General features: G+C 50.8%; 20 protein-coding genes, 2 pseudogenes and 1 other annotated feature. Of the genes and pseudogenes, 10 read left to right on the forward strand and 12 right to left on the reverse strand.

What is annotated here, in order from left to right:
• Window positions 1–78 precede the first annotated feature (78 nt).
• The 4 genes from htpG (at window position 79) to DW965_RS02425 (ending at window position 4,948) form a co-directional block, all read left to right on the forward strand.
• Window positions 79–2,154 carry a molecular chaperone HtpG gene (gene htpG / locus DW965_RS02410; protein ID WP_118640277.1) on the forward strand — a complete coding sequence of 692 codons (2,076 nt, stop codon included), beginning with the start codon at window positions 79–81 and terminating at the stop codon, window positions 2,152–2,154.
• 82 nt (window positions 2,155–2,236) lie between these two features.
• Window positions 2,237–3,664, forward strand: a complete 1,428-nt coding sequence (locus DW965_RS02415) for a Na+/H+ antiporter NhaC family protein (RefSeq protein ID WP_330420818.1) — start codon at window positions 2,237–2,239, stop codon at window positions 3,662–3,664.
• Window positions 3,665–3,887: 223 nt separating this feature from the next.
• Entirely contained in the window at window positions 3,888–4,259 is a 372-nt protein-coding gene (locus DW965_RS02420; RefSeq protein ID WP_117509759.1) for a CidA/LrgA family protein, read from the forward strand.
• Window positions 4,256–4,948 carry an LrgB family protein gene (locus DW965_RS02425; protein ID WP_055267500.1) on the forward strand — a complete coding sequence of 231 codons (693 nt, stop codon included), beginning with the start codon at window positions 4,256–4,258 and terminating at the stop codon, window positions 4,946–4,948. Before DW965_RS02420 ends, DW965_RS02425 begins: the two co-directional genes overlap by 4 nt.
• 125 nt (window positions 4,949–5,073) lie before the next feature.
• Here the strand turns inward: DW965_RS02425 and DW965_RS19275 are convergent, their stop codons facing one another.
• Genes DW965_RS19275 through ilvB form a run of 3 tightly spaced genes read right to left on the reverse strand, consistent with a single transcriptional unit; the run spans window position 5,074 to window position 7,536 of the window.
• A complete protein-coding gene (locus DW965_RS19275) occupies window positions 5,074–5,277 on the reverse strand; it encodes a hypothetical protein (protein ID WP_055227113.1) in 204 nt (67 codons plus the stop codon).
• An 18-nt stretch (window positions 5,278–5,295) separates the two neighbouring features.
• A complete protein-coding gene (ilvN, locus tag DW965_RS02435; RefSeq protein ID WP_022463092.1) occupies window positions 5,296–5,805 on the reverse strand; it encodes an acetolactate synthase small subunit in 510 nt (169 codons plus the stop codon).
• Between the two features lie 12 nt (window positions 5,806–5,817).
• On the reverse strand, window positions 5,818–7,536 hold the full coding sequence (gene ilvB, locus DW965_RS02440; protein WP_022463091.1) for a biosynthetic-type acetolactate synthase large subunit: 1,719 nt from the start codon (window positions 7,534–7,536) through the stop codon (window positions 5,818–5,820).
• A 71-nt stretch (window positions 7,537–7,607) separates the two neighbouring features.
• Window positions 7,608–7,883: a binding site (T-box leader), on the reverse strand.
• Window positions 7,884–8,027: 144 nt separating this feature from the next.
• On the opposite strand from ilvB, the gene DW965_RS02445 reads away from it, so the two are divergent.
• The gene (locus DW965_RS02445) at window positions 8,028–9,149 is read left to right on the forward strand and encodes a phosphotransferase enzyme family protein (protein WP_118595595.1); all 1,122 of its coding nucleotides are present in this window, start codon (window positions 8,028–8,030) and stop codon (window positions 9,147–9,149) included.
• Window positions 9,150–9,253: 104 nt separating this feature from the next.
• Here DW965_RS02445 and DW965_RS02450 read toward each other — a convergent pair whose 3' ends face one another.
• Window positions 9,254–11,269: a beta-galactosidase gene (locus DW965_RS02450; RefSeq protein ID WP_118697775.1), complete on the reverse strand. Its 2,016-nt coding sequence runs from the start codon at window positions 11,267–11,269 to the stop codon at window positions 9,254–9,256.
• Between the two features lie 161 nt (window positions 11,270–11,430).
• Here DW965_RS02450 and DW965_RS02455 point away from each other — a divergent pair, with 161 nt between their 5' ends.
• The gene (locus tag DW965_RS02455; protein ID WP_118697776.1) at window positions 11,431–12,252 is read left to right on the forward strand and encodes a helix-turn-helix transcriptional regulator; all 822 of its coding nucleotides are present in this window, start codon (window positions 11,431–11,433) and stop codon (window positions 12,250–12,252) included.
• A 79-nt stretch (window positions 12,253–12,331) separates the two neighbouring features.
• On the opposite strand, the gene DW965_RS02460 is transcribed toward DW965_RS02455, so the two are convergent.
• From DW965_RS02460 to DW965_RS02470, 3 genes are read right to left on the reverse strand one after another with little or no spacing between them, the layout of a single operon-like run.
• Window positions 12,332–13,726, reverse strand: a complete 1,395-nt coding sequence (locus DW965_RS02460; protein WP_055267487.1) for an NAD(P)/FAD-dependent oxidoreductase — start codon at window positions 13,724–13,726, stop codon at window positions 12,332–12,334.
• A 24-nt stretch (window positions 13,727–13,750) separates the two neighbouring features.
• Window positions 13,751–14,014 carry a hypothetical protein gene (locus DW965_RS02465; RefSeq protein ID WP_055221292.1) on the reverse strand — a complete coding sequence of 88 codons (264 nt, stop codon included), beginning with the start codon at window positions 14,012–14,014 and terminating at the stop codon, window positions 13,751–13,753.
• Between the two features lie 23 nt (window positions 14,015–14,037).
• On the reverse strand, window positions 14,038–14,706 hold the full coding sequence (locus DW965_RS02470; RefSeq protein WP_055221324.1) for an HAD family hydrolase: 669 nt from the start codon (window positions 14,704–14,706) through the stop codon (window positions 14,038–14,040).
• Window positions 14,707–14,880: 174 nt separating this feature from the next.
• Here DW965_RS02470 and DW965_RS02475 point away from each other — a divergent pair, with 174 nt between their 5' ends.
• The 3 genes from DW965_RS02475 (at window position 14,881) to pepF (ending at window position 18,102) form a co-directional block, all read left to right on the forward strand.
• Window positions 14,881–15,702: a Cof-type HAD-IIB family hydrolase gene (locus DW965_RS02475; protein WP_118697777.1), complete on the forward strand. Its 822-nt coding sequence runs from the start codon at window positions 14,881–14,883 to the stop codon at window positions 15,700–15,702.
• Window positions 15,703–15,845: 143 nt separating this feature from the next.
• Window positions 15,846–16,217, forward strand: coding sequence for a hypothetical protein (locus tag DW965_RS02480; protein WP_055267483.1), 372 nt, complete (start codon window positions 15,846–15,848; stop codon window positions 16,215–16,217).
• Window positions 16,218–16,299: 82 nt separating this feature from the next.
• Complete coding sequence (gene pepF, locus DW965_RS02485) at window positions 16,300–18,102, forward strand: oligoendopeptidase F (RefSeq protein ID WP_199607239.1); 1,803 nt, start codon at window positions 16,300–16,302, stop codon at window positions 18,100–18,102.
• A gap of 97 nt (window positions 18,103–18,199) precedes the next feature.
• Here pepF and pdxR read toward each other — a convergent pair whose 3' ends face one another.
• The 3 genes and pseudogenes from pdxR to DW965_RS02500 form a co-directional block, all read right to left on the reverse strand.
• Window positions 18,200–19,606, reverse strand: coding sequence for a MocR-like pyridoxine biosynthesis transcription factor PdxR (pdxR, locus tag DW965_RS02490; protein WP_117760560.1), 1,407 nt, complete (start codon window positions 19,604–19,606; stop codon window positions 18,200–18,202).
• A gap of 87 nt (window positions 19,607–19,693) precedes the next feature.
• Window positions 19,694–21,367, reverse strand: coding sequence for a glutamine--tRNA ligase/YqeY domain fusion protein (locus tag DW965_RS02495; RefSeq protein ID WP_022463080.1), 1,674 nt, complete (start codon window positions 21,365–21,367; stop codon window positions 19,694–19,696).
• A gap of 151 nt (window positions 21,368–21,518) precedes the next feature.
• Window positions 21,519–21,976, reverse strand: a pseudogene (locus tag DW965_RS02500) (Lrp/AsnC family transcriptional regulator).
• Between the two features lie 319 nt (window positions 21,977–22,295).
• Here DW965_RS02500 and DW965_RS02505 point away from each other — a divergent pair.
• Window positions 22,296–23,708, forward strand: a complete 1,413-nt coding sequence (locus DW965_RS02505; protein ID WP_119197973.1) for an aspartate ammonia-lyase — start codon at window positions 22,296–22,298, stop codon at window positions 23,706–23,708.
• 113 nt (window positions 23,709–23,821) lie between these two features.
• On the opposite strand, the pseudogene DW965_RS02510 reads toward DW965_RS02505, so the two are convergent.
• A pseudogene (locus tag DW965_RS02510) lies at window positions 23,822–24,993 on the reverse strand (NAD(P)-dependent malic enzyme).
• A gap of 347 nt (window positions 24,994–25,340) precedes the next feature.
• On the reverse strand, window positions 25,341–26,729 hold the full coding sequence (locus tag DW965_RS02515; RefSeq protein WP_022463076.1) for an MATE family efflux transporter: 1,389 nt from the start codon (window positions 26,727–26,729) through the stop codon (window positions 25,341–25,343).
• Window positions 26,730–26,746 lie beyond the last annotated feature (17 nt).

Below are 26,746 nucleotides of genomic sequence, written 5' to 3' on the forward strand. Positions count from 1 at the left end.
CTGCAGACATCTAAAAAAGCATGATATTCCCGCTTTGCTGGATCAAAATATTTTTATAAGAAAAGGAGTGTGTTTCTCATGAGTGCGAAACATGGAAATCTTTCAATCAACAGCGACAATATTTTCCCGATTATCAAAAAATGGATGTATTCCGACCACGATATCTTCGTCCGCGAGCTCGTTTCCAACGGCTGCGATGCCATCACCAAACTGAAAAAACTCGACGGCATGGGCGAATATACTCTGCCGGATGACTACAAAGCAGCCATTCAGGTGATTGTAAACCCGGATGAGAAAACCTTAAAATTCATCGATAACGGTATCGGTATGACCGCAGACGAAGTCGAAGAATATATTACCCAGATCGCCTTCTCCGGCGCTACCGAATTTCTGGAGAAATACAAAGACAAAACGAATTCAGATCAGATGATCGGCCACTTCGGTCTTGGTTTCTACTCTGCTTTCATGGTAGCAGATGAAGTTCACATCGATTCTCTTTCCTATAAAGAAGGATCCACCCCGGTACACTGGACCTGTGACGGAAGCACCGAGTACGATATGTCCGAGGGCAGCAAGACAACTGTTGGTACCGAAATCACTCTGTTCCTGAACGAGGACTGCCTGGAATTCGCAAACGAATACCGTGTCCGCGAAGTTCTGGAAAAATACTGCTCCTTCATGCCGGTTGAAATTTTCCTGTCCAAAGCAAATGCGCCGCAGGAATACGAGACCATCGATGAAAGCGAATTAAAAGATGACGACGTTGTCGTAGAGCACATCCACGAGGACGCAAAATACGAAGAGAAAGAAAAAGAAGACGGAACGAAAGAGCAGGTTGAAGTTTCCCCGGCCAAAGAGAAAGTAAAAATCAACAAACGCCCGGTTTCCATCAGTGATATCCACCCGCTGTGGACCAAACATCCAAACGAGTGCAGCGATGAGGATTATAAAGAATTCTACCGCAAAGTCTTCAACGACTACCGCGAGCCGCTGTTCTGGATCCACCTGAACATGGACTATCCGTTCAACCTCAAAGGTATCCTCTACTTCCCGCGTATCAACACCGAGTACGATTCCATCGAGGGAACCATCAAGCTGTACAACAACCAGGTATTTATTGCCGACAACATCAAAGAAGTCATTCCGGAATACCTGATGCTCTTAAAAGGCGTCATCGACTGCCCGGATCTGCCGCTGAACGTATCCCGAAGCGCACTGCAGAACGACGGATTTGTCAAGAAGATCTCCGAGTACATCTCCAAGAAATTCGCTGACAAGCTCTCCGGCATGTGCAAAACCGACCGTGAGAATTACGAGAAATACTGGGATGATATCAACCCATTCATCAAATACGGATGCATCAAGGACGAGAAATTCTCCAAGAAGATGATGGACTATATTCTGTTCAAGAACATCGACGGAAAATATCTGACTCTTGAGGACTGCATCAACGAGAATAAGAAAGAAGAAGCTCCTGCAGAGAACATCGAAGAGAAGGCTGAAACTACGGAGAATACCGAAAATACGGAAAACGCTGACGAGAAGAAAGAGCCGGAAAAAACGACTGTTTACTACGTCACCGACGAAGTTCAGCAGAGCCAGTACATCAACATGTTCCGCAGTCAGGGCATGGATGCTGTCATCCTGAAACACAACATCGACTCCGCTTTCATCACCCATGCAGAGCGTTACAACGAGCATGTAACTTTCCAGCGCATCGATGCAGATCTGACCAACGATATGAAAGACGAGTCCGGTGAGGATCTGACCGACGCTACAAATACTCTGACCGATCTCTTCCGCAAAGTCCTCGACAAGAAAGATCTGACCGTCAAAGTTGAGAACCTGAAAGACGAAAATGTATCCTCCATGGTAACGCTTTCCGAGGAGAGCCGCCGGATGCAGGATATGATGAAGATGTACGGCATGACCGGCATGGATCCGTCCATGTTCGGCGGACAGGAAACCCTGATCCTGAATGCAAAACATCCGCTCGTTCAGTACATTCTGAAGAATGGCGAGAACGGCAACACATCCCTGTTCTGCGAGCAGCTGTATGATCTGGCAATGATCAGCCACAAACCGCTCTCTCCGGACGAGATGACAAAATTCGTAAGCAGAAGTAATCAGATTATGATGCTCCTCGCAAAATAATAAAGCACAGGCACAGCAAAACGCACCTCTTATAAAACACGCCGGATTTCTGGAATTTACCAGATGTCCGGCGTGTTTTTTCCTGCTTTTTTACTTTACGATTTCTGATCCAGATGATAGAATAATTCTATTCGCCCTATTAAAAAATAAGGAAAATCACACGAAAGGTCTGGTATTTATTTCTATGAAAAAAGGAAAGCCATCCGCCCTGCTCCCGATCGCCGTTTTTCTGGTGTTTTATCTGGGGTTCGGCATTTATTCCGAGTATATTTTAAAAATTCCGATGGGCTTCTACAACATCCCCATCGTCGTCTCGTTTCTGACAGCGATCCTCGTCGCCTGTCTGCAGAACCGCAGTGTCCCGTTTGAAGAAAAGCTCGCCCTCATGGGACAGGGCATCGGGGACAAAAACATCATCACAATGCTGCTGATCTTCCTCGCCGCAGGCACGTTTGTCGGCGTTGTCGGAAGGAGCAGTGCAGAGAGCGTTGCCTATTTCATGCTCTCCTGGATTCCGGCAAAGTATGCCGTCGCTGTGCTCTTTGTCGTTGCCTGCTTCGTCTCCACGGCCATGGGAACCTCCGTCGGAACGATCACGCTTCTCGTGCCGATCGCCGCTGCTGTTGCCGAGACCTCCGGCTTTTCGCTGGCGCTCTGCGTCGCCTCCGTCATGGGCGGATCCATGTTCGGCGACAACCTCTCCTTCATCTCCGACACGACAATCGCCGCCTGCAACGGACAGGGCTGCGAGATGAAAGACAAGTTCCGCGAAAACTTCTGGATCGCTCTCCCGGCTGCTCTTGCCGCGCTGGCGCTGATCCTTGTAATCTCCTTCCGACAGGCGCCGGGCACACCGATCGTCCACGAATACCATCTGCTGCAGATGGTTCCGTACCTGCTCGTGCTGATCGGCGGCATCGCGGGCATTCAGGTGTTTGTCGTACTCCTTATCGGTATTGCTTCCGGTGCCGTTATCATGCTCGGTACGGGACAGACGACGCTCTTGGATATGCTCTCCAGCATGGGAAGCGGCACTTCGGGTATGTTTGAGACATGTATGGTTGCGATTCTCGTCGCTGCGATGTGCGCGCTGATCCGGGAAAACGGCGGCTTTACTGTCCTGCTTCGTGCCATTCACAAAATCTTCCGCGGAAAAAAGGGCGGCCAGCTCGGTGTCGGCATTCTCGTCGCGCTGCTCGACATTGCGACCGCAAACAACACCGTCGCGATCGTCATGGCAAACCCGATCGCAAAGCAGATGTCCGAGGACTACGGCATCACCCCACGGAAAACGGCATCGCTCCTCGATACCTTCTCCTGCATCTCACAGGGCATCCTGCCGTACGGCGCGCAGATGCTCGTGGCGATTTCCGCGGTGCATGAACTGGGATATGAGCTCTCCGCCTTTGAAATCATGGCAAACCTCTTCTATCCGGGCATGCTGCTTGTCAGTTCGCTGATCTTTATCTTCGTTCTGCCGGATCGGAAAAATGCCGAAAGCAATGCTTAAAAAGTTCCGTATCGGATCAACTCAAAAAATTATGTTAAAATGCCCACCGATTTCACTTTTTCGTTTGATTGGCGGGCATTTTTTTGCTTTTTTTGGCAAAAATAGCCAAAATTGCAGTAACATTTACGGTTGAAATTCTTTTACGCGGGTAGTATAATCGGGGTCGTGACATTGAGAAGGAGTGATGTTATGTGGGTTATGGGGAGAAAGGACAACAGAAAAAGTGAAATTATTAAGACAGTTCCTTGTAATTATGGCGGTTTCGTTCGTCGGAGAAATCCTGCACGCCGTGCTGCCGCTTCCGATTCCGGCAAGTATCTACGGCCTTGTGCTGATGCTGGCGCTTCTGATGACGGGGGCATTAAAACTTGATACCGTCGAGGACGCAGGCAAGTTTATGATTGAGATCATGCCGGTCATGTTCATTCCGGCGGGCGTCGGCCTGATGGAATCCTGGGGTGAATTAAAAGCCGTTCTCGTTCCGGTTCTCGTGATTACGCTCGTCAGCACCATCGTCGTTATGATTGTGTCCGGACGCGTGACACAGGCGGTCATCCGGCTGGAAAAGAAACACAAAGGAGGGGACGCAAAATGACAAATATGCTCTGTGAATCTGCATTTTTCGGCGTTGTCATCAGCCTTCTGGCGTATGAGCTCGGCATGCTGTTAAAGAAAAAATTTGGGCTTCCGATTTTCAATCCGCTGCTGATTTCCATTGCAGTCGTCATTGTATTCCTTGCTGTTTTCGATATCGATTATCAGAATTATAATGACGGTGCAAAATACTTGAGCTATCTGCTGACTCCTGCAACGGTCTGCCTTGCGATTCCGCTGTATGAGCAGATGGAGGCATTGAAAAAGAATATCAAAGCCATCCTCGCCGGTATTCTCTCCGGCGTGCTGACGAGCCTTACCGTGGTTCTCGCGCTGGCGCTGATCTTCAATCTGAATCATAAAATGTATGTAACACTGCTGCCGAAATCCATCACAACGGCCATCGGCATGGGTGTTTCGGAAGAGCTCGGCGGTGCGGTGACGATCACGGTTGCCGTTATCATCATCACGGGTGTGCTGGGAAATATGCTGGCGGAGACGCTCTGCAAGCTGTTTCACATTGAGGAGCCGATTGCAAAGGGCATCAGTATCGGATCGGCCTCCCATGCGATCGGTACGGCGAAGGCCATGGAGATGGGCGATGTCGAGGGCGCGATGAGCAGCCTTTCGATTGCAGTTGCAGGTATTCTGACTGTGGTCGGAGCGTCGATTTATGCGATGTTTATCTAAAAACGAACACTGATAAAAAGCAGAAAAAATCCGGGAATGGAAAGCAATGTAAAACTTTCCGTTCCCGGATTTTCTATCCCTGAAATTCTATAATTAAAAATTAAAATTCCGACTGCAGAAACTCTTCAATAAAAAGAAGCGCAGTAGCACTCCGGCCCTTCCGGGTCAATGCAGATATGCTCGAGCGTTCCGCTGTGCATCGAAAGCCCCATCGTCAGATCCTGCACAATCTGCTGCTTCGCCGTCTGGCGGTGCTCATAGATGTACTGATACACACTTTTCTTATTAATCTTTTTTAACGTAATTGTGGTAATACTCTTTTCGTTCACGCAAAAACGTCCTCTCTTTTACCGCTCCATCACATTGATCGACTCGATACCGACGCTTCCGCCGCGCACGACTTCGATCTTGCCGAATTCCTCTTTCATCAGCTTCACAACTGCATCGTTTTTCGTCGCTGTCTGGACAAACTCGAGCAGCAGGCTGTCTTTTCCGTAGTCGATGACCTTCGCCTTGAACGTCTCAGCGATCTGGAACAGCTCGACTTTGTCAGCTGCGCTGCAGTTGAATACCTTGATATACAGAATCTCTTTCATGCGCACAAACACGTCGGTGAAGTCGATGACTTTGATGACCTCGACCATGCGGTTCAGCTGTTTTTTGATCTGCTCAAACGTCTCATCGTCACTGACCGTGGCGATCGTCATACGCGATACGGTCGGGTCCTCGGTCGTTCCGACGGTCAGGCTGTCCAAGTTATAGCTTTTTGCGGAAAAAAGCCCGGAAATCTTGGAAAGGACACCAACCTGGTTTTCTACGTACAGTGAAATCCATCTTTTTTTCATTCCCTTATTCATCGCGCTCTCCTCCTAACAGTCCATAATCATATCTTCGAGCGTTCCGCCCGGCTTGATCATCGGGTAAACCATCTCCTCCGGATCGATGATAAATTCGATGATTGTCGGAGTCTTGGTGTTTTTCTTCGCCTCTTCAAACGCAGCCGCGATATCCTCTTTCTTCATGACACGGATTCCTTTTGCGCCGTAACTCTCAGCCAATTTGATAAAATTCGGCGTGTATTCCGGGTACTCTTCTCCGTCTGTTCTGCGGGAAAGTGCACCGGCGCGCAGGTTTGTCATGCTGTACCGTTTGCCGTAAAACAGCTTCTGCCACTGGCGTACCATGCCGAGGTATTCATTATTGAAGATACACAGGATGACCGGCAGCTCCTCGAGAACGGCAGTCGCCAGCTCCTGAATATTCATCTGCATACCGCCGTCACCGGAAATCGCGATGACCGGTTTGTCCGGGTTGCCGATTTTTGCTCCGATCGCGCCCGGAAGGCCGTATCCCATCGTTCCAAGGCCGCCGGACATGATGATCTGGCGGTTTTCGGTAATGTCGACGTACTGACTTGTCAGCATCTGGTGCTGTCCGACGTCGGTGACGATAATCGCATCGTCAAACTGCTCGTTGATCGCGTTGAAAATATCGAGCGGTCCCATCACGCCGTTCTGGCGCATCGTCAGCGGATGCTCGTTCTTCCAGGCATCGATCTGGGCAAGCCATTTCGATGTGGAGCATGGCTCTACGTACTCTGCCATCTTCGTGATCGCCTCTTTTGCATCGGCTACGATCGGGATATCGACATGGATGTTTCGAGAGATCGAAGCGGTGTCTATGTCGATGTGGACGATCTGCGCGTGCGGGGCAAATTCATGCAGCTTTCCGGTGATACGGTCATTGAAACGTGTTCCGATCGAGAACAGCAGATCGCACTCGCTGACTGCCATATTCGCCGCATACGCGCCGTGCATGCCAAGGTTTCCGATGAACAGCGGATGTTTCGTGGAGATCGCGCCGCGTCCCATAACGGTTGTGACAACCGGCACCTGTGTTTTCTCGACCACTTCGCGGAACACTTCCTGCGCATGTGCGATGTTGACGCCGCCGCCGGCAAGGAACAGCGGGCGTTTTGCTTTCGAAAGCATCTTTAACGCACGTTTTAACTGGCCGATATGAACGCTGGTGTTCGGTTTGTAGCCGCGGATGTTGACGTTTTTCGGATACTCTGCGCTGCCGAACTCTGCCATGACATCTTTTGGAAGGTCAATGAGAACCGGGCCCGGTTTTCCGGTGCGTGCGATGTAGAATGCCTCTTTGATGATGCGTCCGAGATCTTCACGGTTTCTTACCGTCACGCCGTATTTCGTGATGCTGCGGGTGATGCCGACGATATCAACCTCCTGGAATGCATCGTTTCCGATGAGGTGGCGGGCTACCTGTCCGGTGAAGCAGACAAGCGGAACGCTGTCGTAGTTTGCCGTTGCAAGACCGGTGACCAGGTTGGTTGCACCAGGGCCACTGGTAACGAGGCATACGCCGACTTTTCCTGTCGTTCTCGCATAGGCATCCGCCTCATGCACCAGCGCCTGCTCGTGGCGCGGCAGAACGATTTTGATTTCATCCTGTTTGTAAAGCTCATCGCTGATGTCAATGGTGCAGGCTCCCGGATAACCGAAGAGATACTCGACACCCTCCTCCTTCAGAGCCTTTACCAGAAGTTTGTTTCCTGTAATCTGTTTCATATGAAAACCTCCTGTTCTAAATTTACTGCATAAAAAATCCCCGAACATAAAACACCTTTTCTGTGCCTTACGTTCAGGGAGAATGTTTCCATCCACGGTACCACCTGAATTCCAGAAGAATACACTTCTGCTCATTCCGTACAGGATTTAACTTTTTTCATCCGATACGGCATCCCGGTAACGTAGGAACTACGTTGGAGCCTACTTGGAAAACATTGCTGTCCGCTTTTTCTGTTCAGTCCACTGCTCGAGGGCTACTTCCGCAGGCACGCTCACGGAGATTCTCACCAGCCATCTCCTCTCTTTGCTTTGCGCCGCCAGGTACTCCTCCCTGTCACTGCATTTTAGGTTTTGTTTTTTCTTAAATTACTGTCTATTATAGTCGGAAATGCCGCTCGTTGTCAATCGTTTCGCGCCCTTTTCTTGACTTTTCGCCCTGCGTGTGCTTTACTTAATCAGGTTTTTCTAATTAAAATAAGGAGTTTATACCCATGATGATTACATACACACAGGAAGAACTCTCTTCCATTGTCCACGCATTTGCTTTCCCGGGAACGATTACAGACTGGACGCCGCACGGGAACGGCCATATCAACGATACGTTTCTGGTGCGATCTACCGAAAACGGCGTCCTCCGCAAATCGATTCTGCAGCGCATGAACCGCACCGTTTTCCACAATCCAACGGAGCTGATGCAGAATATTGCACAGGTAACATCATTTCTGCGGAAAAAAATCACAGCCGCAGGAGGAGATCCATTCCGCGAGACGCTGAACCTGATTCCGACGACAGACGATGCCTGGTTTTTCGTCGATGAGCGCGGAGAATTCTGGCGCGCATTTCTCTTTATTTCCGATGCGTCCTGCTATGATGCCGTGACAGATCCAAAGCTGTTTTACGAGACCGGTAATGCTTTCGGCCGCTTCCAGCAGATGCTCTCCGATTTTCCGTCCGCCTCTCTTTTCGAGACGATCCCGGATTTCCACAACACACCGCTCCGCTACCAGGCGCTTTTACAGGCGGTACAGGCGGATCCGAAAGGACGGCTGAAAAACGTTTCGGATGAGATGGCGTTTTTCCTCGACCACGCAGACGATTACGGCGTAGCCGAGCGCATGAAGGCCTCGGGCGAGCTGCCGCTCCGCGTAACGCACAACGATACGAAGCTGAACAACATTATGATTGATGACAAAACCGGCGAGGGCATCTGCGTCATCGACCTAGACACCATTATGCCGGGACTGTCGATCTTTGACTTCGGCGATTCGATCCGCTTCGGCGCGAATACGGCCGCTGAGGACGAACAGGATGTCTCGAAGGTGTCTCTTTCCCTTCCTCTCTTTGAGAGCTATACAAAGGGCTTTCTCGCAGGCTGCGCAGGCTCTTTGACCCGCGCGGAAGTCGAAATGCTGCCGATGGGTGCAAAATTAATGACCCTCGAATGCGGCATCCGTTTTCTCGCCGATTACCTGATGGGCGATACCTACTTCAAAACCGCTTACCCGGAGCACAACCTCGTACGGGCGCGGACACAGATCGCGCTTGTAGCGGATATGGAGGAGAAATGGGGCGAGATGGAGAATATCGTCGCACGGGCTTCGTTTTCCCACTAAGCACCCGCATAAATTCACAGCATCAAAAAGACACAGCTGGAAGTATCTTTCTGCCTCCTGCTGTGTCTTTTTTGTTATCTTTCTACTATACAATATGTTTTATATTATGCTCTCGGAACGCTGACAATCCGCAGATCGTATTTCTTCAGCATCTCGCCGCCCTGTACTTTCTCGCCGGTCAGGATATCTTCTTTTCCGTCGAAGACTGCCGGAAGCGGAATCTCCTCATCTTTGAAGTTGATGATAAAGTACAGATCCTCGCCGTCTGCCTGGCGTTTTGTGATCTCGAGTGCTGTTGCTTCTCCAATCACCGGCTGGATGGCTGCGCTGTCTGCTGCCATAGCAAGAATTTTTGCAAGGCCGCTCTCAGAAAGGTCGGTTCCGACATAATATACGGTTCCTTTTCCGAACTGATTTTTTGCAACAGCAGTCATGCCTGCATAGAAATCGCTCTCATACTGTGCAATTTCTTCAGCTCCTTCGAGGTGCATCAGGTCACATACGAGACGGCACTCTTCCTCGGTTCCGTCTGCGAAACGGATCTTGTTTCTCTGCTCCGGTGCAAGAGCGTCGATCTCTTCTACCCATACGCCTGCCATTTTTCTGAGCGGTCCCGGGTATCCGCCGAGATGAACGTTGTCCGACTGTCCGACGATACCGCTCATGTAGGTGGTGATGAGGGTTCCGCCTGCCTGTACATAAGCCTCCAGGCTCTCTGCCACACCGTCTTTTACCATGTAGAGAACCGGTGCTGCAACGAGGTCATATTTGGAGAAGTCCGCGTCGATCGGGATCATATCGACAGCGATGTTCTTGTTATAGAAGTAATTGTACATCTGCTCGATCTGGTCTACGTAACGTAAATCGCGGTTCGGTCCGCTGGTGTACTCCAGTGCCCAGTAGTTTTCCCAGTCGAAGATGATGCCGACTTTTGCGTGGTTCTCGGAGCCCATCACACGGCTTCCGATTTTCTCCAGTTCTTTTCCGAGCTGGGTTACCTCACGGAAGACACGGGTATCTGCGGTTCCTGCGTGTGCGATAACAGCACCATGGAATTTCTCGCATCCGCCGACGCTTCTTCTCAGCTGGAAGAACTGAATCGTGTCTGCGCCGTGTGCAACGGTCTGATAGCTCTGTGCGCGCATCTGGCCCGGTTTCTTTAAGGAGTTGTACGGCTGCCAGTTCTGCTGGCTCGGAGTCTGCTCCATCAGCATGAACGGTGCGTCTTTGAGGCCGCGCATCAGGTCGTGGGTCATAGCTACGTGGCTCCATGGTGTATTGTAGCTCGGGTAGTTGTCCCAGGATACGATATCCATTTCTTTTGCCCACTTGAAGTAGTCGAGACCTTTGTACGTTCCCATCAGGTTTGTGGTGATCGGTGTTTCTTTGTCGTATTTGCGGATCGCGTCACGCTCCATTTTGTAGTTGTTCAGCATGCCGTCGGAGTTGAAACGCATGTAGTCGAGGGACATTCCTGCAAATGCAGTGCCGCTTCCCCATGGCATTCCGTCTCCCAGATCGTTCGGCGGTACAATCTCGTCCCAGTCGTAGATGGTGTGGCCCCAGAACTCCATGTTCCATGCCTTGTTGACTTCATCGAGTGTTTTGTATTTGTCTTTCAGCCATACGCGGAACGCTTTTGCACAGTTCTCGCAGTAGCACTCGCCGCCGTACTCATTGCTGATGTGCCAGCAGACGATGTTTTTGTTGTCGCCGTAACGCTCTGCCAGTTTTTCTGCCAGGCGTTTTGCATATTTCTGGAAAACCGGGCTGTTCGGGCAGGCATTGTGGCGATGACCGAATTTGTGATGGCGTCCTTCGAAATCGGTTCTTGCCACTTCCGGATAACGGTGTACCATCCATGCCGGGAGTGCGCCGGTGGATGTTGCCATGACGATCTGAACGTCCTCTTTTGTCAGGGTGTCTACGATCTCATCGAGCTCTGTAAAGTCGTACTCATTCTCGGACGGCTGGATTTTTGCCCAGGAAAATACGTTGATCGTGGTGCTGTTGATGCCGGCCTGATGGAAAAGTTTCATATCCTCATCCCAGATCTCTTTTGGCCACTGGTTTGGGTTGTAGTCTCCTCCGTATAACATTTTTTTGAATTTTGGCTGCATTTTTTTGATTCCTCCTGTGTTTGGATATCTCGTTTTGATGGCTCTATTATATACTGGTCTTTGTCAGAAAAGTATGATATGCTTGTCTAAAAAGTATGAATTTTCGAAACTCATTCCGGAATCTTATTTTAGACTTTTCTTTCAGAAAGGAACTGACTGTTATGCCTATTTTCTTTAAACCATCCGCCTCTGATTTTTCCCTCTCCGCTGACAGCATCGGCAACCGCTGGCTGCAGGAGCCCGTTGTGCGCCCGAACGGATTCCCCTTATATCACTGGATTCAGACGGAACGCGGCGAAGGGCTGCTGACCCTCGAAGGCCAGGAACTTTTGCTGAAACCAGATGACGGTGTTCTGATTGCTCCGCATGTGCCGCATGAATACCGCGAAAACGACGGCAGCGGGATGTGGTTTACATCCTTTCTGACATTTGACGGAAAGCTCTCCGATGATCTCTATAAAATCTGTGCCGTCTCGCCATATCTTTTCGTTCCGGCCTCAGAGGGCGCGTGGTTTCAGGAATGGATTGACCGCATAATCGACTCACATTTTCTGAAAAATGACATCGACGATGCTGCGCTCTCCGTCGGATGCTTTGAGTTCCTGACACGCCTTTCCCAGCTTCGCACCGGCCTTTCCCGGACGGAGCACCCTCTGTATCTCCAGTATGTCCGCCCGGCAATGCAGGAAATCGAAAGTCGTCTTTCCGACCCGCTCAATGTGGATGATCTCGCGGAACAGCTCCATATCACGCCGCAGTATCTGACACGCCTGTTCCAGCGTTTTGTCGGCAGCTCTGTCCGCTCGTACATCAGCGTTCTGCGCATCAGCCGCGCCAAGGAGCTTCTCATCAGCCGTCCCTACACTACGCTCGACGGCATCGCCTCCCTCTGCGGCTACCGCGATGTCAGCTACTTTATCTCGGTTTTCCGCCAGCAGGCCGGGACAACGCCGAAGCAGTTCCGGAAGCTGTACGGCATATAATCTGAAACCCCCCTCTTTCCGGCACAAAAAAAGATCCTCCGTCTCATTTCACAGACGAAGGATCTTTTTTCGTTCTCTCTTATTTCATGCTTTTCAGAATGCTTCTCGCAACCGACAGTCCGTTTGCGCTTGCCTGCTGGAGGCCGCGGGTTACGGATGCGCCGTCGCCGATGGCGCGGAGGCCTTTAACGCTGGTGCAGAAGTCTTTGTCTACGACAACTTTGTTGGAATAGAATTTGACTTCTACGCCGTACAGCAGTGTCTCATCGCTGGCGATACCCGGTGTTACTTTGTCGAGGGCTTCGATCATCTCGGCAATGTCGACCATGATACGGTGCGGGAATACCAGGGAAAGGTCGCCCGGAACGGCATCTTTTAAGGTCGGGATCAGGTTATTGCGGCAGAGACGCTCTTCTGTCGTTCTTCTTCCGCGTTTGAAATCGCCGTACGTCTGAACGAGGATCTTGCCGTCGCAGAGCATGTTGGAAAGCTGTGCGATCTGTTTGCCGTACTCGATCGGGGTTTTAAATGGTTTCGTAAAGTTCTTGGATACCAGGAGGGCAAAGTTCGTGTTGTTTGTCTTGAACTCCTGGGATTTGTAGGCGTGACCGTTTACAACTGCCAGACCGTTTTCATAATACTCAGTTGCCACCTCACCGGACGGGTTCGTACAGAAGGTACGCACTTTGTCGTCAAAAGTCGGGGTATAGTAAACGAGTTTTGCCTCGTACAGGTTCTTGTTCAGGAACTCCATGACCTCGTCGCGGACTTCCACGCGGACACCGATATCGACGGTTCCGACCTCGGTCTCGATGCCGTGGCCGTTGCAGATATGTGAGAACCAGTCGGCTCCCTCGCGACCTACTGCGGAGACAATCTCATCTGCCTCGTAAACCGTTCCGTCCTCAAGTGTTACAGCTGTCGCACGGCCGTCCTTGATCGTAATATCATTGACCATCGTGTTGAATTTCATTTCCACGCCGATCTCTTTTAAGTGATCCTCGAGGCGGCTGTAAATCTTGTAGCCCTCCTCAGTTCCGAGATGGCGGATTGGACATTCGATCAGCTTCAGGTTGGCGTTGATCGCTCTGCGGCGGATCTCACGGATCTCTTTTTCTTTATCGACACCGTAAACATTCTTGTCTGCGCCGAAATCCAGATAGATCTGGTCGGACTCATGGATCAGCTCAACCGTCTTTTCATATCCTAAAATCTCCGGCAGATTTCCACCGACATCCGGGGAAAGAGAAAGCTTTCCGTCGGAAAATGCGCCTGCTCCGGCAAATCCCGTTGTGATCGAGCACGGTTTGCAGTTCACGCATTTTTTCGTTTTTCTCTTTGGACACTGACGGCTCTCGATCGAACGTCCTTTTTCGATCATCAGCACCTTCAGATCCGGTTTTTCTTTCAGCAGTTCATAGGCACAGAAAATACCTGACGGGCCTGCGCCGATAATAATGACATCATATTTCATTCTTTTTTAATTTCCTCTCGTTTTTTATCCCATCACGATCAGATACTGTCCGTCCGGCAGGGCAAAGACTTCGCTCTGCTCTTCTAATTCTGCATCCGACATTTCTTCCACGTCCATGCCCTCTTCTTCCATGTAGGCGCGCACGTCGTCCAGATTGTCGGCAACGACTGCAAGGCAGTCCTCCAGAAAGGCCTCTGCCTCATCGTAATTTTCAGCCACCGGCTCGTCGAATAACTGGCCCTGATTCATTAAAAATGTGTTGATGCATTCTTCAGTATATTCTCCCATTCTGGTTTTCTCCTCTGTTCGTTTTATTTTTCCTGATTCTTTCTGTGAAAAAGCGTTAAGATTTCCTCCGGCCGGTCGAGCAGCTCCATCGCATGGTTGTCGATCAGCTCCTGGCGCGGGCGGAATCCCCACGTCACACCAACGGTAAACATGCCTGCGGCGTTTCCGGTCTGCATATCCGTATTGGTATCGCCAAAGTACAGGCACTCTTCCGGTCTGGCGCCGAGTGCGTCTGCAATCGCGAGCGCACCGATCGGAGACGGCTTTCTCGGGATTTCTGCGGTCTGCCCCTGAATCCGGTTGAAAAAGCCCGGTCCGTACACGCTCTCCACGACGTGGATGGCCGCCTCGTGCGGCTTGTTGGAACATACGGCAATCGGAACTTCTTCCCGCAGCGCGGTCAGGGTTTCCCGCATATTAGGATACGGTTTTACGTGATACAGCGGGTCCTCGTTGAACCACGCGCGGCCAAGGCGGATGCCCTCCTGCAGATAGTTGAGCTCTGCATCTCCGGCGTCTTTTAAAGCGCGCTCCACTGCCAGATCGAAACCGTCTCCGGCGTAAAAGTTGAAGGCTTCTACCGGGCGCGGCACAAGTCCAAAATGTTCCAGAACGCGGTTGACTGCGTGCGCAATCGACTCTACAGTGTCTGCGATGGTACCGTCCAGGTCAAAGATACAAGCTTTTATCATATTCTGACTTCCCTTCTTTGTCTCTTTTGTTCTTCGATTTTCTTTCTTCTCTCTCTTCTTGTCCGCAATCATTATATCCTGTATTTTTTCCCTGCGCAACCATATTTTCTTTTCCGGCACTTTATGCTAAAATGAAACTGTTTTTCAGATTCTTGGAAAGGAAAAAAAGAGAATATGAATCAGACTGTGAAAATATTTTTTACCGATATGGATGATACCCTGCTGAATTCCGAAAAGCAGGTGACAAAAGAAAACATGGATGCCATTTCAGAGGCACTTGCTGCCGGCCACAAAATTGTGTTCAACACCGGCCGCCCGCTCTCCGGCTTTCTGCCGATCTTAAAAGAGCTCGGACTTGACCGCGAAGGCTGCTATGCCATCGCTTTCAACGGCGGACTGATTTACGACTGTGCTGCAAAGAAAACGCTGTACCGCCGCACGATTCCGCTCGAATATGCACGCGTGATCTTTGAAAAAACGCAGGAGGCAGGCCTCTACTGCCACACCTACTCCGACACCTCCCTTCTCTGCCGCCATGCAGGCGAGGAAACGCGCGTTTACACACAGGCAATCCACATTCCCGTCGTGGAAGATCCGCTTCTGCCGGAACACCTCGCCGAGGAACCATGCAAGATGATCGTGATTGATCTCCACGACCGTACAAAAATGGACGCTTACCGCGCTGCCATGGAGCCGTGGGCAAAAGGAAAAATTTCGATGTTCTACTCCAGCCCGCATTACCTCGAGCATGTCCCGGAACACGTTTCCAAGGGCCATGCCGTGAAAAAACTCTGCGAGCTTCTTCAGATTCCGCTTGCCAACACCGTGGCTGCCGGAGATCAGGAAAATGATATTTCGATGATCGAGGCAGCTGCCGTCGGTGCCGCCATGAAAAATGCGACCGATGCCGTAAAGGCGAGTGCCGATTATATCACGGAAAACGACTGCAATCACAGCGGCGTGGCGGAGATTCTTCGTAAGTTTATCCTTGCCTGATTCTGTTTCTGTGTCAGGAAACCTTCTTTTTCTTGTTTTCTTTGGCACTTTTTCCGAATTCTGTAAGATTTTACTTTCTTTTTTGTTGAAACTGTATTACAATAGTTTCAAAGGACGGCATTTGAAAGGAGACTTGAATCGAGATGTCACGAAAATCAAAACGTATTCTGCTTACTCTGGCTTCTGCCGCTGTCGGCGCAGCCTGCGGTGCGGCAGTCTATTTTATCCGGAAAGGAAAAGCAGATCTTGAAACAGATTTTGACGATTTTAAAGACGAATTTGAAGAGGAAGAGCCTGCTCCTGCTGAACGTACTTATACGACCCTTCCGAAAACGAAAGGTGCGGAGGATGCTGCACCGGATCCGGAATCTGCAGCTTGCAATAAAGGTTCCGAAACAGCTGATACAGAAGCTGAAAGCGAAACCGCAGAGTCCGAAGAAGAAGACGCTGAAAAAGAAAGCTGTGCGGATCGTGAAGTTTCTCCACAGGAAGAAAGCGAAGTAACCACAGAATAAAACCCAAAAACAGAATATAGAAACATAAGGAAGTAATTCCTGGGGAGGGAAACCTCCCCTTTTTTATGGAAAGGAGATTGTTATGGAACTTGCAAAACGCGATGACGTTCCTGTAGAACTTACCTGGGACCTGTCTTTAATTTATCCAACCGAGGAGGCCATGCTGGCTGATGCGCAGAAAATGAAAGAATTAAGTCTTTCTATGGAAGCATCCTACAAAGGAAACCTCACCGATGCAGCCACGATCAACCACTGCCTCGACGATTACCAGGAGGTCTACCGTCTGATCACACTGACCGCCAACTACTGCGATCTCGCCGTCTCTGTCGACTATTACAACAGTGCAAACCAGACGCGCAACGACCGCATCAACAGCCTGATCTCTGAGATTTTCAGCCGTCTCACCTTTATCGAGAGCGAGCTTTCCGAACAGTCCGAGGATGTTTTGAACGAGGCCATGCAGCAGTCAGATACGAACCGCTGCTATCTCGCCGAGATTCTCCGCAACAAGGCACACCGCCTGAGCCCGGAAACCGAGCGTGCCATTTCCGCTCTGTCCCAGACCTTCTCTGCTCCGTACCAGATCTACAACATGGCAAAGCTTGCCGATATGAAATTTGATTCTTTCACCGTAAACGGAAAAGAATATCCGCTCGGCTACTCCCTGTTTGAAGATAATTACGAATACGAAAAAGACACCGATATCCGCCGCAGTGCATTCTCCGCCTTTTCTGCAAAAATCAGACAGTACGAAAATGTAACGGCAGCTGCTTACAATGCCCAGCTGCAGACAGAAAAGACCATGGCCACGCTGCGCGGCTTCAATTCCGTCATCGATTCTCTGCTGTTCCCGCAGCAGGTCAGCCGTGAGCTGTACAACCGCCAGATCGATCTCATCACCACCCGCCTGGCTCCGCATATGCGCAAATATGCCCGCCTGCTGAAAAAGGTTCACAACCTTGACCGCATGACCTTCGCCGATCTGAAAATCGCCGTCGACCCGGAGTACGATCCGTCTGTCACGATCGAGGAATCAAAACAGTACATCGAAAAAGGCCTTGCCATTCTCGGTGATGATTACGTTTCCATGATTCAGGAGGCATACAAAAAACGCTGGGTTGACTTTGCACAGAACCAGGGAAAATCCACCGGCGGCTTCTGTGCCAGCCCGTACGGAAAAGGTTCCTTTATTCTCTTAAGCTGGAATAACCGCATGGCAGATGTTTTCACGCTGGCGCATGAACTCGGCCACGCCGGCCATTTCCGTCTCTGCAACGGCGCACAGGCGATTCTCGATACCGAGGTTTCCTCTTATTTTGTCGAGGCGCCGTCTACCATGAACGAGCTTCTTATGGCTCATTATCTGCTGAAAACGACCCCGGACAAACGGTTCCGCCGCTGGGTTTTAAGCTGTATGATCAGCAACACATATTATCATAACTTCGTCACCCATCTGATGGAGGCTGCTTACCAGCGCGAGGTTTACAAGCTCATCGATGCCGGCGACAGCGTACAGGCTGAGACGTTAAGCAGCATTATGAAAGAGACCCTGCAGAAGTTCTGGGGCGATGATGTGGAAATTTCCGATGACGCAGCGCTCACCTGGATGCGCCAGCCGCATTACTATATGGGACTTTACTCCTACACCTACAGCGCCGGACTGACCGTTGCCACACAGGTCTGCAGGCGCATCGAAACCGAAGGCCAGACCGCTGTCGATGACTGGAAAAAGGTACTGACCGCCGGAAGCACGAAGACACCGGAAGAGCTGGCAAAAATGGCCGGCGTTGATATCTCGACGGATGCACCGCTTCTCGATACGATCGAGACGATTGGATCGATCATCGATGAGATCTGCGAGCTGACCGAAGAGCTGGGCTGCTGATCCTGTCCGCATTGTAACTCTCTATCAAACAGTAAAAACGGATTGTTCCGTCAGTTTTTGTTACTGACGAAGCAATCCGTTTTTTTCATATCTTTTTTCACGCATTCCAGCACTTTTTCAGAATCGCAGCTGCCTCTGCAATCTCCTCCTCAGAAAGCCCGGCGTACCCAAGCAGCACTGTGCCGCCCTGTGCGGGATCTGCGGCAGCGCCGATGCAGTACCGTTCCAGCCCGTACACGCGCACGCCATCCTCTTTTGCCCGCTGCACCGCCTCCGCTTCGGAGAGTCCTCTCGGCAGGTGGACCAGCACATGGACGCCCGCATTCTCGCCGGACACCGTGTACTCCCGCCCAAACTCCTTCAGAAGCCGGATCAGCAGGTCGTGTTTCCCTTTATACTGTGCACGCATCCGGTTCAGATGGCGCTCGAACGCGCCGCTCCGCATAAACCCTTCCAGAATCTTCTGGTCCGTCTTCGAAACTGTCGCGGAAAAGCATCTTCCGTTCTCCTCGTAGGCAGGCAGCAGCGTCTCCGGCAGCACCATGTAGCTGATGCGGATGGACGGCGCAATCGCCCGCGAAAACGTTCCAAGATAGATCACTTTTCCCTCTGTGTCATTGCCCTGCAGTGCCGGGATCGGGCGGCCCTTGTAGCGGAATTCACTGTCGTAATCATCCTCAATCAGATACCGCCCATTTTCCCTCGATGCCCACACAAGGAGCTGCATCCGCCGCTTCATCGGCATGACCATGCCCATCGGGAACTGGTGCGACGGCATGATGTACGCCAGATCCGCCCCGCTTTTTTCCAGCTCCGCCGGCCGCATGCCCGCTTCGTCCATCGAAATCGTACACATCGCATAGCCGAGCTTCGCAAAACAGCGGTAGGCACTGATGTAGGTCGGATTTTCCATCGCCACTTTATGGCCACGCCCTAAGATCACCGAAAGCAGCATCAGCAGATAATCATTTCCCGCTCCGACGATGATCTGCTCCGTGCGGCAGTTCACGCCGCGTGCGTGGTGCAGATAGTCGCGGATTGCCTCCCGAAGACCGTGCTCGCCCTTCGCATCCCCGAGCTGGAACAGGCTGTCATCTGCGTCCAGCAGGACTTCTTTCGAGATCTTCTTCCAGCTGTTCTGCGGAAATCCGCCCGGCGCCGTACCGGTCACGGCAAAATCGTAGCGGAACGGCATCTGTTCCGCGGTATCATCCTCTTTTGTCTCCTCTTTCTTTTCATCGAGGCGGTACAGCCCCTCAATCTCACAGACAAAGTAGCCTTTGCACGGCACACTCTCCAGATACCCTTCGGATACCAGCTGCTCATACGCCAGATCCACGGTACTCCGGCTCACCGACAGATAGCCCGAAAGCGCCCGCGCCGACGGCAGCCGCTCCCCTGCACGGATCCGTCCGCCGCGGATTTCCTCGCGGATAAAACCGTAGATCTGCTCATAGAGCGGTGTCTTCCGATGCGGATCCAGCGAAATCGTCAATTCATTCATCTTCCCATCTCCCCTGACAAAAAGAACAGCCGCTTGGGATGTCGGTTTCATCCAGGCGGCTGCTCTGTTCCATTTCAAAATTCTTATTTATTTCGCTGCCGGTAGCTTGAAAGAGCTCTTCAGGGATACGATACGGTTGAACACCAGCGCATCCTCTTTGGAATCTTTTGCGTCTACACAGAAGAATCCGTTTCTGACAAACTGGAAGCTGTCATATGCTTTCGCATCTTTTAAAGACGGCTCCAGATAGCACTCTTTTAATACGGTCAGGGAATTCGGATTCAGGTTCATGGAACCATCCTCGTTGTAAACGCCCTTCTCCTCGTCGATCAGGTTTTCGTACAGACGGCACTCTGCTTTGACGGCGGTCTTTGCTGCTACCCAGTGGATTGTTCCTTTTACTTTTCTTCCGTCCGGGGAATTTCCTCCCTTGGACTCCGGATCGTACGTTCCATGGATTACGGTAATATTTCCGTTCTCGTCTTTCTCGCATCCGGTGCAGGTGACGAAGTATGCGTTCATCAGGCGGACTTCATTGCCCGGGAACATACGGAAGTATTTGCGGACCGGCTCCTCCATGAAGTCTTCGCGCTCGATGTACAGTTCTCTTCCGAACGGTACCTGACGGCTGCCAAGCTCCGGATTCTCGAGGTTATTCTGTACTTCCAGCATCTCAATCTGGTCTTCCGGATAGTTGTCGATGACAAGTTTCACCGGATTTAAGACTGCCATGGTACGGGCTTTTTTCAGCTTCAGATCCTCGCGGATGCAGTACTCCAGCATCGCATAGTCAACGGAGCTGTTTGCTTTTGATACACCGCACAGATCTACGAATTTCTTGATGGACTCCGGTGTAAAGCCTCTGCGGCGGAGTGCTGCGATGGATACGAGACGCGGGTCATCCCAGCCGTCTACCACGCCGTCCTCTACCAGCTTTTTGATGTAACGTTTTCCGGTAACCACGTTAGTCAGATACAGCTTTGCAAACTCAATCTGGCGCGGCGGCATCGGATATTCCAGCTCGCGTACAACCCAGTCGTACAGCGGACGGTGGTCCTCAAACTCCAGCGTACAGATAGAATGGGTAATGCCTTCGATGGCGTCCTCGATCGGATGCGCGAAGTCGTACATCGGGTAGATGCACCAGGTATCGCCGGTTCTGTGGTGATGCATATGGGCTACACGGTAGATAACCGGGTCTCTCATGTTGATGTTCGGTGATGCCATATCGATTTTCGCACGGAGTACTTTGCTTCCGTCCTCGAATTCGCCGTTTTTCATGCGCTCGAACAGGTCCAGGTTTTCCTCTACGGAACGATTGCGGTACGGGCTCTCTTTTCCAGGCTCGGTTAAGGTTCCGCGGTACTCACGGATCTCCTCTGCGGACAGATCGCAGACGAATGCTTTTCCTTTTTTGATCAGTTTTACGGCTGCCTCATACATCTGTGGGAAATAATCGGATGCGTAGTACAGATGATCTTTCCAGTCTGCACCAAGCCACTGGATATCGGCTTTGATGGAATCAACAAACTCGGTTTTCTCTTTCGTCGGGTTTGTATCATCGAAACGCATGTGGAACTCTCCGTTGTACTCCTGTGATAAACCGTAGTTTAACAGGATGGATTTTGCATGTCCGATATGAAGATAGCCGTTTGGCTCCGGCGGGAATCGTGTGCAGACATGGTCGTAAACGCCCTCTGCCAGATCTTTGTCAATCGCAAGCTCGATAAAATTTTTGGAAACAACTTCTTTTTCTTCCATAATAAGGTCAGGCCTCCCTCGAATCTTTTCGTTTGGAGCACTGCCCCGAAAAGGGCGCAAAATGCTCTGTGTATTCTATCACTATAACACAAAAGCATTCTCCTGCAAAGCATTTTTTTCGGTACACAAAGCCGCCGGAGCGGACCGGTGCCTATTCTTCTGCCTCGTGTGCGGTCACCTGGCGGTGCTCCACGGAGGTCGAGAACACGATCTGCGTCCGCGTCCGTCCAAAATGCTGCAGCTCGCCGATAAACTGGTCGAGCTCAATGGTACTAACAAAAAGGCCCTCAATGAGCATGGAGTAATCACCGGTAACGCAATTACATTCCACGACATTGTGGACCTTTTCAATATAGGGATAAAATTCTTTTTTCTGAACCGGCTCAACCTCGAGTTGATGAACGCTTTGATCGGATATCCCAAAAGCGCCGGATTTAATTTGACCTGATATCCTGTAATGTAGCCTTCCTTCTCCAGCCGCTCAATTCTGGCGGAAACTGCCGGGGAGGATAAAAATACGTGTTCCGCGATTTCTTTCAGCGGCATCCTGGCGTTTTCCCGAAGAAGATTCAGGATTTTTGCATCGATGTGATCGAGCTCATGGCGCATCGCATCGTTCTTGCTTTTTTCATGTTTCATACGCTGCTCTCCTGTTTTTTCACTTTTATACTGTTCAGCATATCACGTTCGCCGTTTTTTGTCTACGAAAACGTGTCCTCGCGGAAACTGCTTTCGAAAAATAAGTAAAAGTGCCTCTTTCCCTTGGTATTTAAAATCAAATGCAAAAATAAATAAAATTCCACAGTTCTTCGGCGGCGGTATTTACAAATTTCTGCCCTGGTGTTATTCTTCCGGTATCGAAAGGCAAAGCAAGAATTGTTTCAGACAATATACACAACTCAATGCGTGCAGAAAGAAGGAGATTATTATGAAAACAAGAATTGAAGCAGATTCCATTGGTTCCCTTGAAGTCCCCTCCGACGCCTACTACGGGGTACAGTCCCTGCGGGCAAAACGGAATTTCCCCATCACGGGAACGCCGATCCACCCGGTCATGATCCAGAATCTGGCGAAAATTAAAAAGGCAGCTGCCATCTCCAACCGCGAAGCACAGAGACTGCCGGAGGAAAAAGCGGCTGCCATTATCTATGCCTGTGATGAAATCATTGCCGGCAAATTAAAAGACCAGTTCATCGTTGACGGCATCCAGGGCGGCGCCGGAACGAGTGCTAATATGAACGCAAACGAAGTCATCGCAAACCGCGCCATCGAAATCCTGGGCGGCGCCAAGGGTGATTATACCATTGTCCACCCGAATGACCACGTCAACATGGCACAGTCCACAAACGACGTTATCCCAAGTGCAGGAAAACTGACCGTGCTCGATCTGCTCCCGGATCTTCTGCATGCGCTCGAGTCACTCCACGCAGCACTGCTCGATAAGTCCCAGGAATTTGACCACATTTTAAAGATGGGAAGAACCCAGCTTGAGGACGCTGTTCCGATGCGTCTCGGCCAGAGCTTCCACGCTTACGCAACGATGATCGAGCGTGATATCCGCCGGATCGAATGCGCCAGAAAAGAGCTGTTCACCCTGAACCTCGGCGGAACAGCCATCGGTACGACGATCAATGCTTCCGATTACTATCTCCACCACATCGTACCGACCCTCGCTGCTGTGACAGGCTATCCGCTGATGCAGGCGGACGATCTGTTTGACGCGACGGAGAACCTCGACGGATTTGTGACGATCTCCAACACGTTAAAGACCTGCGCCGTCAACCTCTCCAAGATGTGCAACGACCTGCGCCTGCTGTCCAGCGGACCGCGGACCGGATTCGGCGAGATCAACCTGCCGCCGATGCAGAACGGATCCTCGATTATGCCGGGCAAGATCAACCCGGTTATCCCGGAGGTTGTGACACAGGTTGCCTTCCATGTCATCGGAAACGACACCACAATCACGATGGCGGCTGAGGCTGGCCAGATGGAGTTGAACGCGTTTGAGCCGGTTGTCTTCTACTCCCTGTTCTCTTCCATCACCTCGATGACAGGCGCTGTGAATACGCTTGTGAAGAACTGTATTCTCGGCATTACCGCAAATGAGAAACGATGCGAGGATCTCGTTTCGAAGAGTGTCGGCATCACAACGGCGCTCTGCCCGTATATCGGATACCAGAAAGCGGCCTCGATTGCAAAGAAATCGCTGAAGACGGGCGAGAGTGTTACTTCTCTGGTTCTGAAAGACGAACTGCTGACACAGAAACAGCTCGACGACATTCTCGATCCGTACGCTCTGACCGGACCGGAACTGCCGGCAGAAGACGATCTGGCTGGCTGAATGTAACTGCTGCTTTCCTTCATAATTTCTTAACGATACGCAAAAAGGCTTCCCGGATTTCCTTGCTGTCCGGGAAGCCTTTTTCTGTCGTTTTCTTTTGTATCAAACTCTGTTTAGATTCTCGCTACGCCGCTCTTTCTTGCTGCCTCTGCAACGGCTGCTGCCACCGCATCTTTGACACGCGGATCAAAGGCTGCCGGGAGGATGTAGTCTGCGTTCAGCTCTTCATCGCTTACCAGGCCTGCGATTGCGTAAGCTGCTGCGACCTTCATTTCATCGTTGATATCAGATGCTCTCACATCGAGCGCTCCGCGGAAGATGCCCGGGAAGCAGAGTACGTTGTTGACCTGGTTCGGGTAATCGCTTCTTCCTGTGCTGACAACGGCTGCTCCTGCTGCTTTCGCCTCGTCCGGGAAAATCTCCGGCGTCGGATTTGCGCAGGCAAAGATGATCGGCTCTTTTGCCATCGTACGTACCATATCGGGAGTGAGCGTACCCGGCGCAGAAACGCCAATAAAAATATCGGCTCCTTTGATTACCTCTGCAAGCGTGCCCTTCTCATGGTTGTAGTTTGTGATCTTCGCCATCTCCTCTTTGATCGGGTTGAGGCCGTCGCGTCCCTCGTAAATCGCACCTTTGCGGTCTGTCATGATGACGTTTTTGAGACCCATCGAAATCAGCAGGCGGATAATGGCGATTCCGGCTGCACCGGCTCCTGAGGTAACAATTTTGACTTCATCCAGTTTCTTTCCAACCAGTTTCAGCGCATTGATGACACCGGCCAGTGTGATCACGGCTGTTCCATGCTGATCATCGTGGAAAATCGGAATATCACAGCATTCCTTTAATTTCTTCTCGATCTCAAAACATCTCGGTGCGGAGATGTCCTCCAGGTTGACACCGCCGAAGCTTCCTGCGAGAAGACGCACGGTATTGACAATATCATCCACATCCTGCTGCGCACGCAGAGCGGGATTGCATCGACACCACCGAATTCTTTAAACAGCACGCATTTTCCTTCCATGACCGGCATGCCGGCCTCCGGGCCGATATCTCCAAGTCCGAGAACTGCGGTTCCATCTGTAACAACAGCTACCGTGTTCCATCTTCTGGTCAGCTCGTAGCTCTTGTTGACATCTTTCTGAATTTCCAGGCACGGCGCCGCCACACCCGGTGTATAGGCAAGACTCAAGGCATCTTTTGTATCTACGGCCGCCCGGGAAGTGACCTCAAGCTTTCCGCGTAATTCATAGTGCATCTTTAATGATTCTTTTGCGTAATCCATCGCTTTTTTCCTCCATTTCATGTGTGACTGCGTCTCATTAATAATAGGAAGAGAGATTCACGCGTCACACGGGATGTCTGTTCGCTGCACCCCTATTATAACAAGCGTTCTCTAAATTTCAACCGGTGTTTTGATTAATGAAAAAATTTCCACTTTTCCACCAAAAACAGCTGCTTCATTTGCGAAATTTTATCAAAAATACTCTTTTTCTTTCTCTCAGCCGCAGTCCGATCCTGCCCGGAGGGCTTTTTTTGCTTTACAGTAAAATTCAACAAAGTTTTTTATAAAGCAAAAAATCTGCCCGCCTCCCATCCTTTTCAGACTGGAAAACAGACAGATTTTTTTCTTTACTCCGCCACAATATTCTGCAGCCAGACTCCTTTCTTGACAAGGACAAATCCAATCACGCACTTGATCAGGTCAACCGACATAACCATAAAGTAGATTGCGTAGATCGAAAGTCCGGTAAAACGGCTCAGGCAGAAAGCCACCGGCACACTGACAACCCAGATGAAGACGCTGTCGAACAGGAACGTGATGATCGTTTTTCCACCGGAGCGCAGGGTAAAGTAGCTTGCATGCAGGAATGCATTGACCGGCATGAACATGGCCACTTCCACGATGAAGATTGCCGCCATGTGGCGTACTTCGTCCGTCGTGTTGTAGAGGCGTGGGAAGATTGGAGCCACGAGCGCCATCAGCGCGCCGATCACAATGCAGAGTAATACGGAAAACGTGATCAGCTTCGTATCGGTATCCTTTGCCTCTTCCATCCTTCCGGCTCCGAGGAGCTGTCCGACGATGATGGCAACGGAATCGCCGAGTGCGATGAAAACGACGTTGAACAGGTTCGAGATCGTGTTGGAGATATTCATCGCGGCTACGACATTCAGTCCACGCACGGAGTAACACTGCATCAGGATCGCAACGCCGCCTGCCCAGAACGTTTCGTTCAGCATCAGCGGTGTTCCTTTGATAAGGATCTGTTTCGTCAAAGCCGCCGGAACACGGATCGTGCGGTACAGATGCTTCGTAAAACGATATTTTTCTTTGTTTCCGTGCGTGCGGATCAGCACGATCGCCATCTCCACGTAACGGGACAGCACCGTTGCAACTGCCGCGCCGACAACTCCGAGCTGCGGTGCGCCGAATTTTCCGTAGATTAAAATATAATTAAAAATCAGATTGACAAATACGGCTGTGATACCGGCCTTCATCGGAAGCATCGTCTCGCCGCATTCGCGCAGCGTGCTGGCATAAAGCTGCACAAACAGGAACGGCGGAAGTCCTACCAGCATGACCTTCATATAAGAAATGCCATAGGCTAATGTCGCATTCATGTCCTGGCTTCCCTGATCTCCTGTCAGGTAGAGACGAATCAGAGGCTCGTGCGCACCAAGGAAAATAGTGATTGCCGCTGCCGTCAGGATCACGCCGATCCAGAGCTTGAAGCGGAAGGTGTTTCGCACACCCTCGTCGTTGCCCTGTCCGAAATACTGCGCAGTGAAAATTCCTGCACCGGATACCCCTCCGAAAATGCAAAGGTTATAGATAAAAAGAAGCTGGTTGACAATTGCAACGCCGGACATCTGCTCGGTACCGACCTGTCCTACCATGATGTTGTCGAGAAGACTGACAAAGTTGGTGATACCGTTCTGAATCATAATCGGCATCGCAACGCCAAGTACCATCAGGTAAAACCGTTTGTTCCCAATAAATTTTCTGTGTTTCTGCATGGTTTCCCCCTTTTCTT

Origin of the sequence: Blautia sp. AM47-4 (assembly GCF_003479865.1) — a bacterium.
GTDB lineage: Bacteria > Bacillota > Clostridia > Lachnospirales > Lachnospiraceae > Fusicatenibacter > Fusicatenibacter saccharivorans.

Coding starts and splice junctions, on each gene's coding strand:
- htpG (WP_118640277.1), top strand. CDS start 79: ATGAGTGCGAAACATGGAAATCTTTCAATCAACAGCGACAATATTTTC.
- DW965_RS02425 (WP_055267500.1), top strand. CDS start 4,256: ATGACAAATATGCTCTGTGAATCTGCATTTTTCGGCGTTGTCATCAGC.
- ilvN (WP_022463092.1), bottom strand. CDS start 5,805: ATGAATAAGGGAATGAAAAAAAGATGGATTTCACTGTACGTAGAAAAC.
- ilvB (WP_022463091.1), bottom strand. CDS start 7,536: ATGAAACAGATTACAGGAAACAAACTTCTGGTAAAGGCTCTGAAGGAG.
- DW965_RS02445 (WP_118595595.1), top strand. CDS start 8,028: ATGATGATTACATACACACAGGAAGAACTCTCTTCCATTGTCCACGCA.
- DW965_RS02450 (WP_118697775.1), bottom strand. CDS start 11,269: ATGCAGCCAAAATTCAAAAAAATGTTATACGGAGGAGACTACAACCCA.
- DW965_RS02455 (WP_118697776.1), top strand. CDS start 11,431: ATGCCTATTTTCTTTAAACCATCCGCCTCTGATTTTTCCCTCTCCGCT.
- DW965_RS02460 (WP_055267487.1), bottom strand. CDS start 13,726: ATGAAATATGATGTCATTATTATCGGCGCAGGCCCGTCAGGTATTTTC.
- DW965_RS02465 (WP_055221292.1), bottom strand. CDS start 14,014: ATGGGAGAATATACTGAAGAATGCATCAACACATTTTTAATGAATCAG.
- DW965_RS02470 (WP_055221324.1), bottom strand. CDS start 14,706: ATGATAAAAGCTTGTATCTTTGACCTGGACGGTACCATCGCAGACACT.
- DW965_RS02475 (WP_118697777.1), top strand. CDS start 14,881: ATGAATCAGACTGTGAAAATATTTTTTACCGATATGGATGATACCCTG.
- DW965_RS02480 (WP_055267483.1), top strand. CDS start 15,846: ATGTCACGAAAATCAAAACGTATTCTGCTTACTCTGGCTTCTGCCGCT.
- pepF (WP_199607239.1), top strand. CDS start 16,300: ATGGAACTTGCAAAACGCGATGACGTTCCTGTAGAACTTACCTGGGAC.
- pdxR (WP_117760560.1), bottom strand. CDS start 19,606: ATGAATGAATTGACGATTTCGCTGGATCCGCATCGGAAGACACCGCTC.
- DW965_RS02495 (WP_022463080.1), bottom strand. CDS start 21,367: ATGGAAGAAAAAGAAGTTGTTTCCAAAAATTTTATCGAGCTTGCGATT.
- DW965_RS02505 (WP_119197973.1), top strand. CDS start 22,296: ATGAAAACAAGAATTGAAGCAGATTCCATTGGTTCCCTTGAAGTCCCC.
- DW965_RS02515 (WP_022463076.1), bottom strand. CDS start 26,729: ATGCAGAAACACAGAAAATTTATTGGGAACAAACGGTTTTACCTGATG.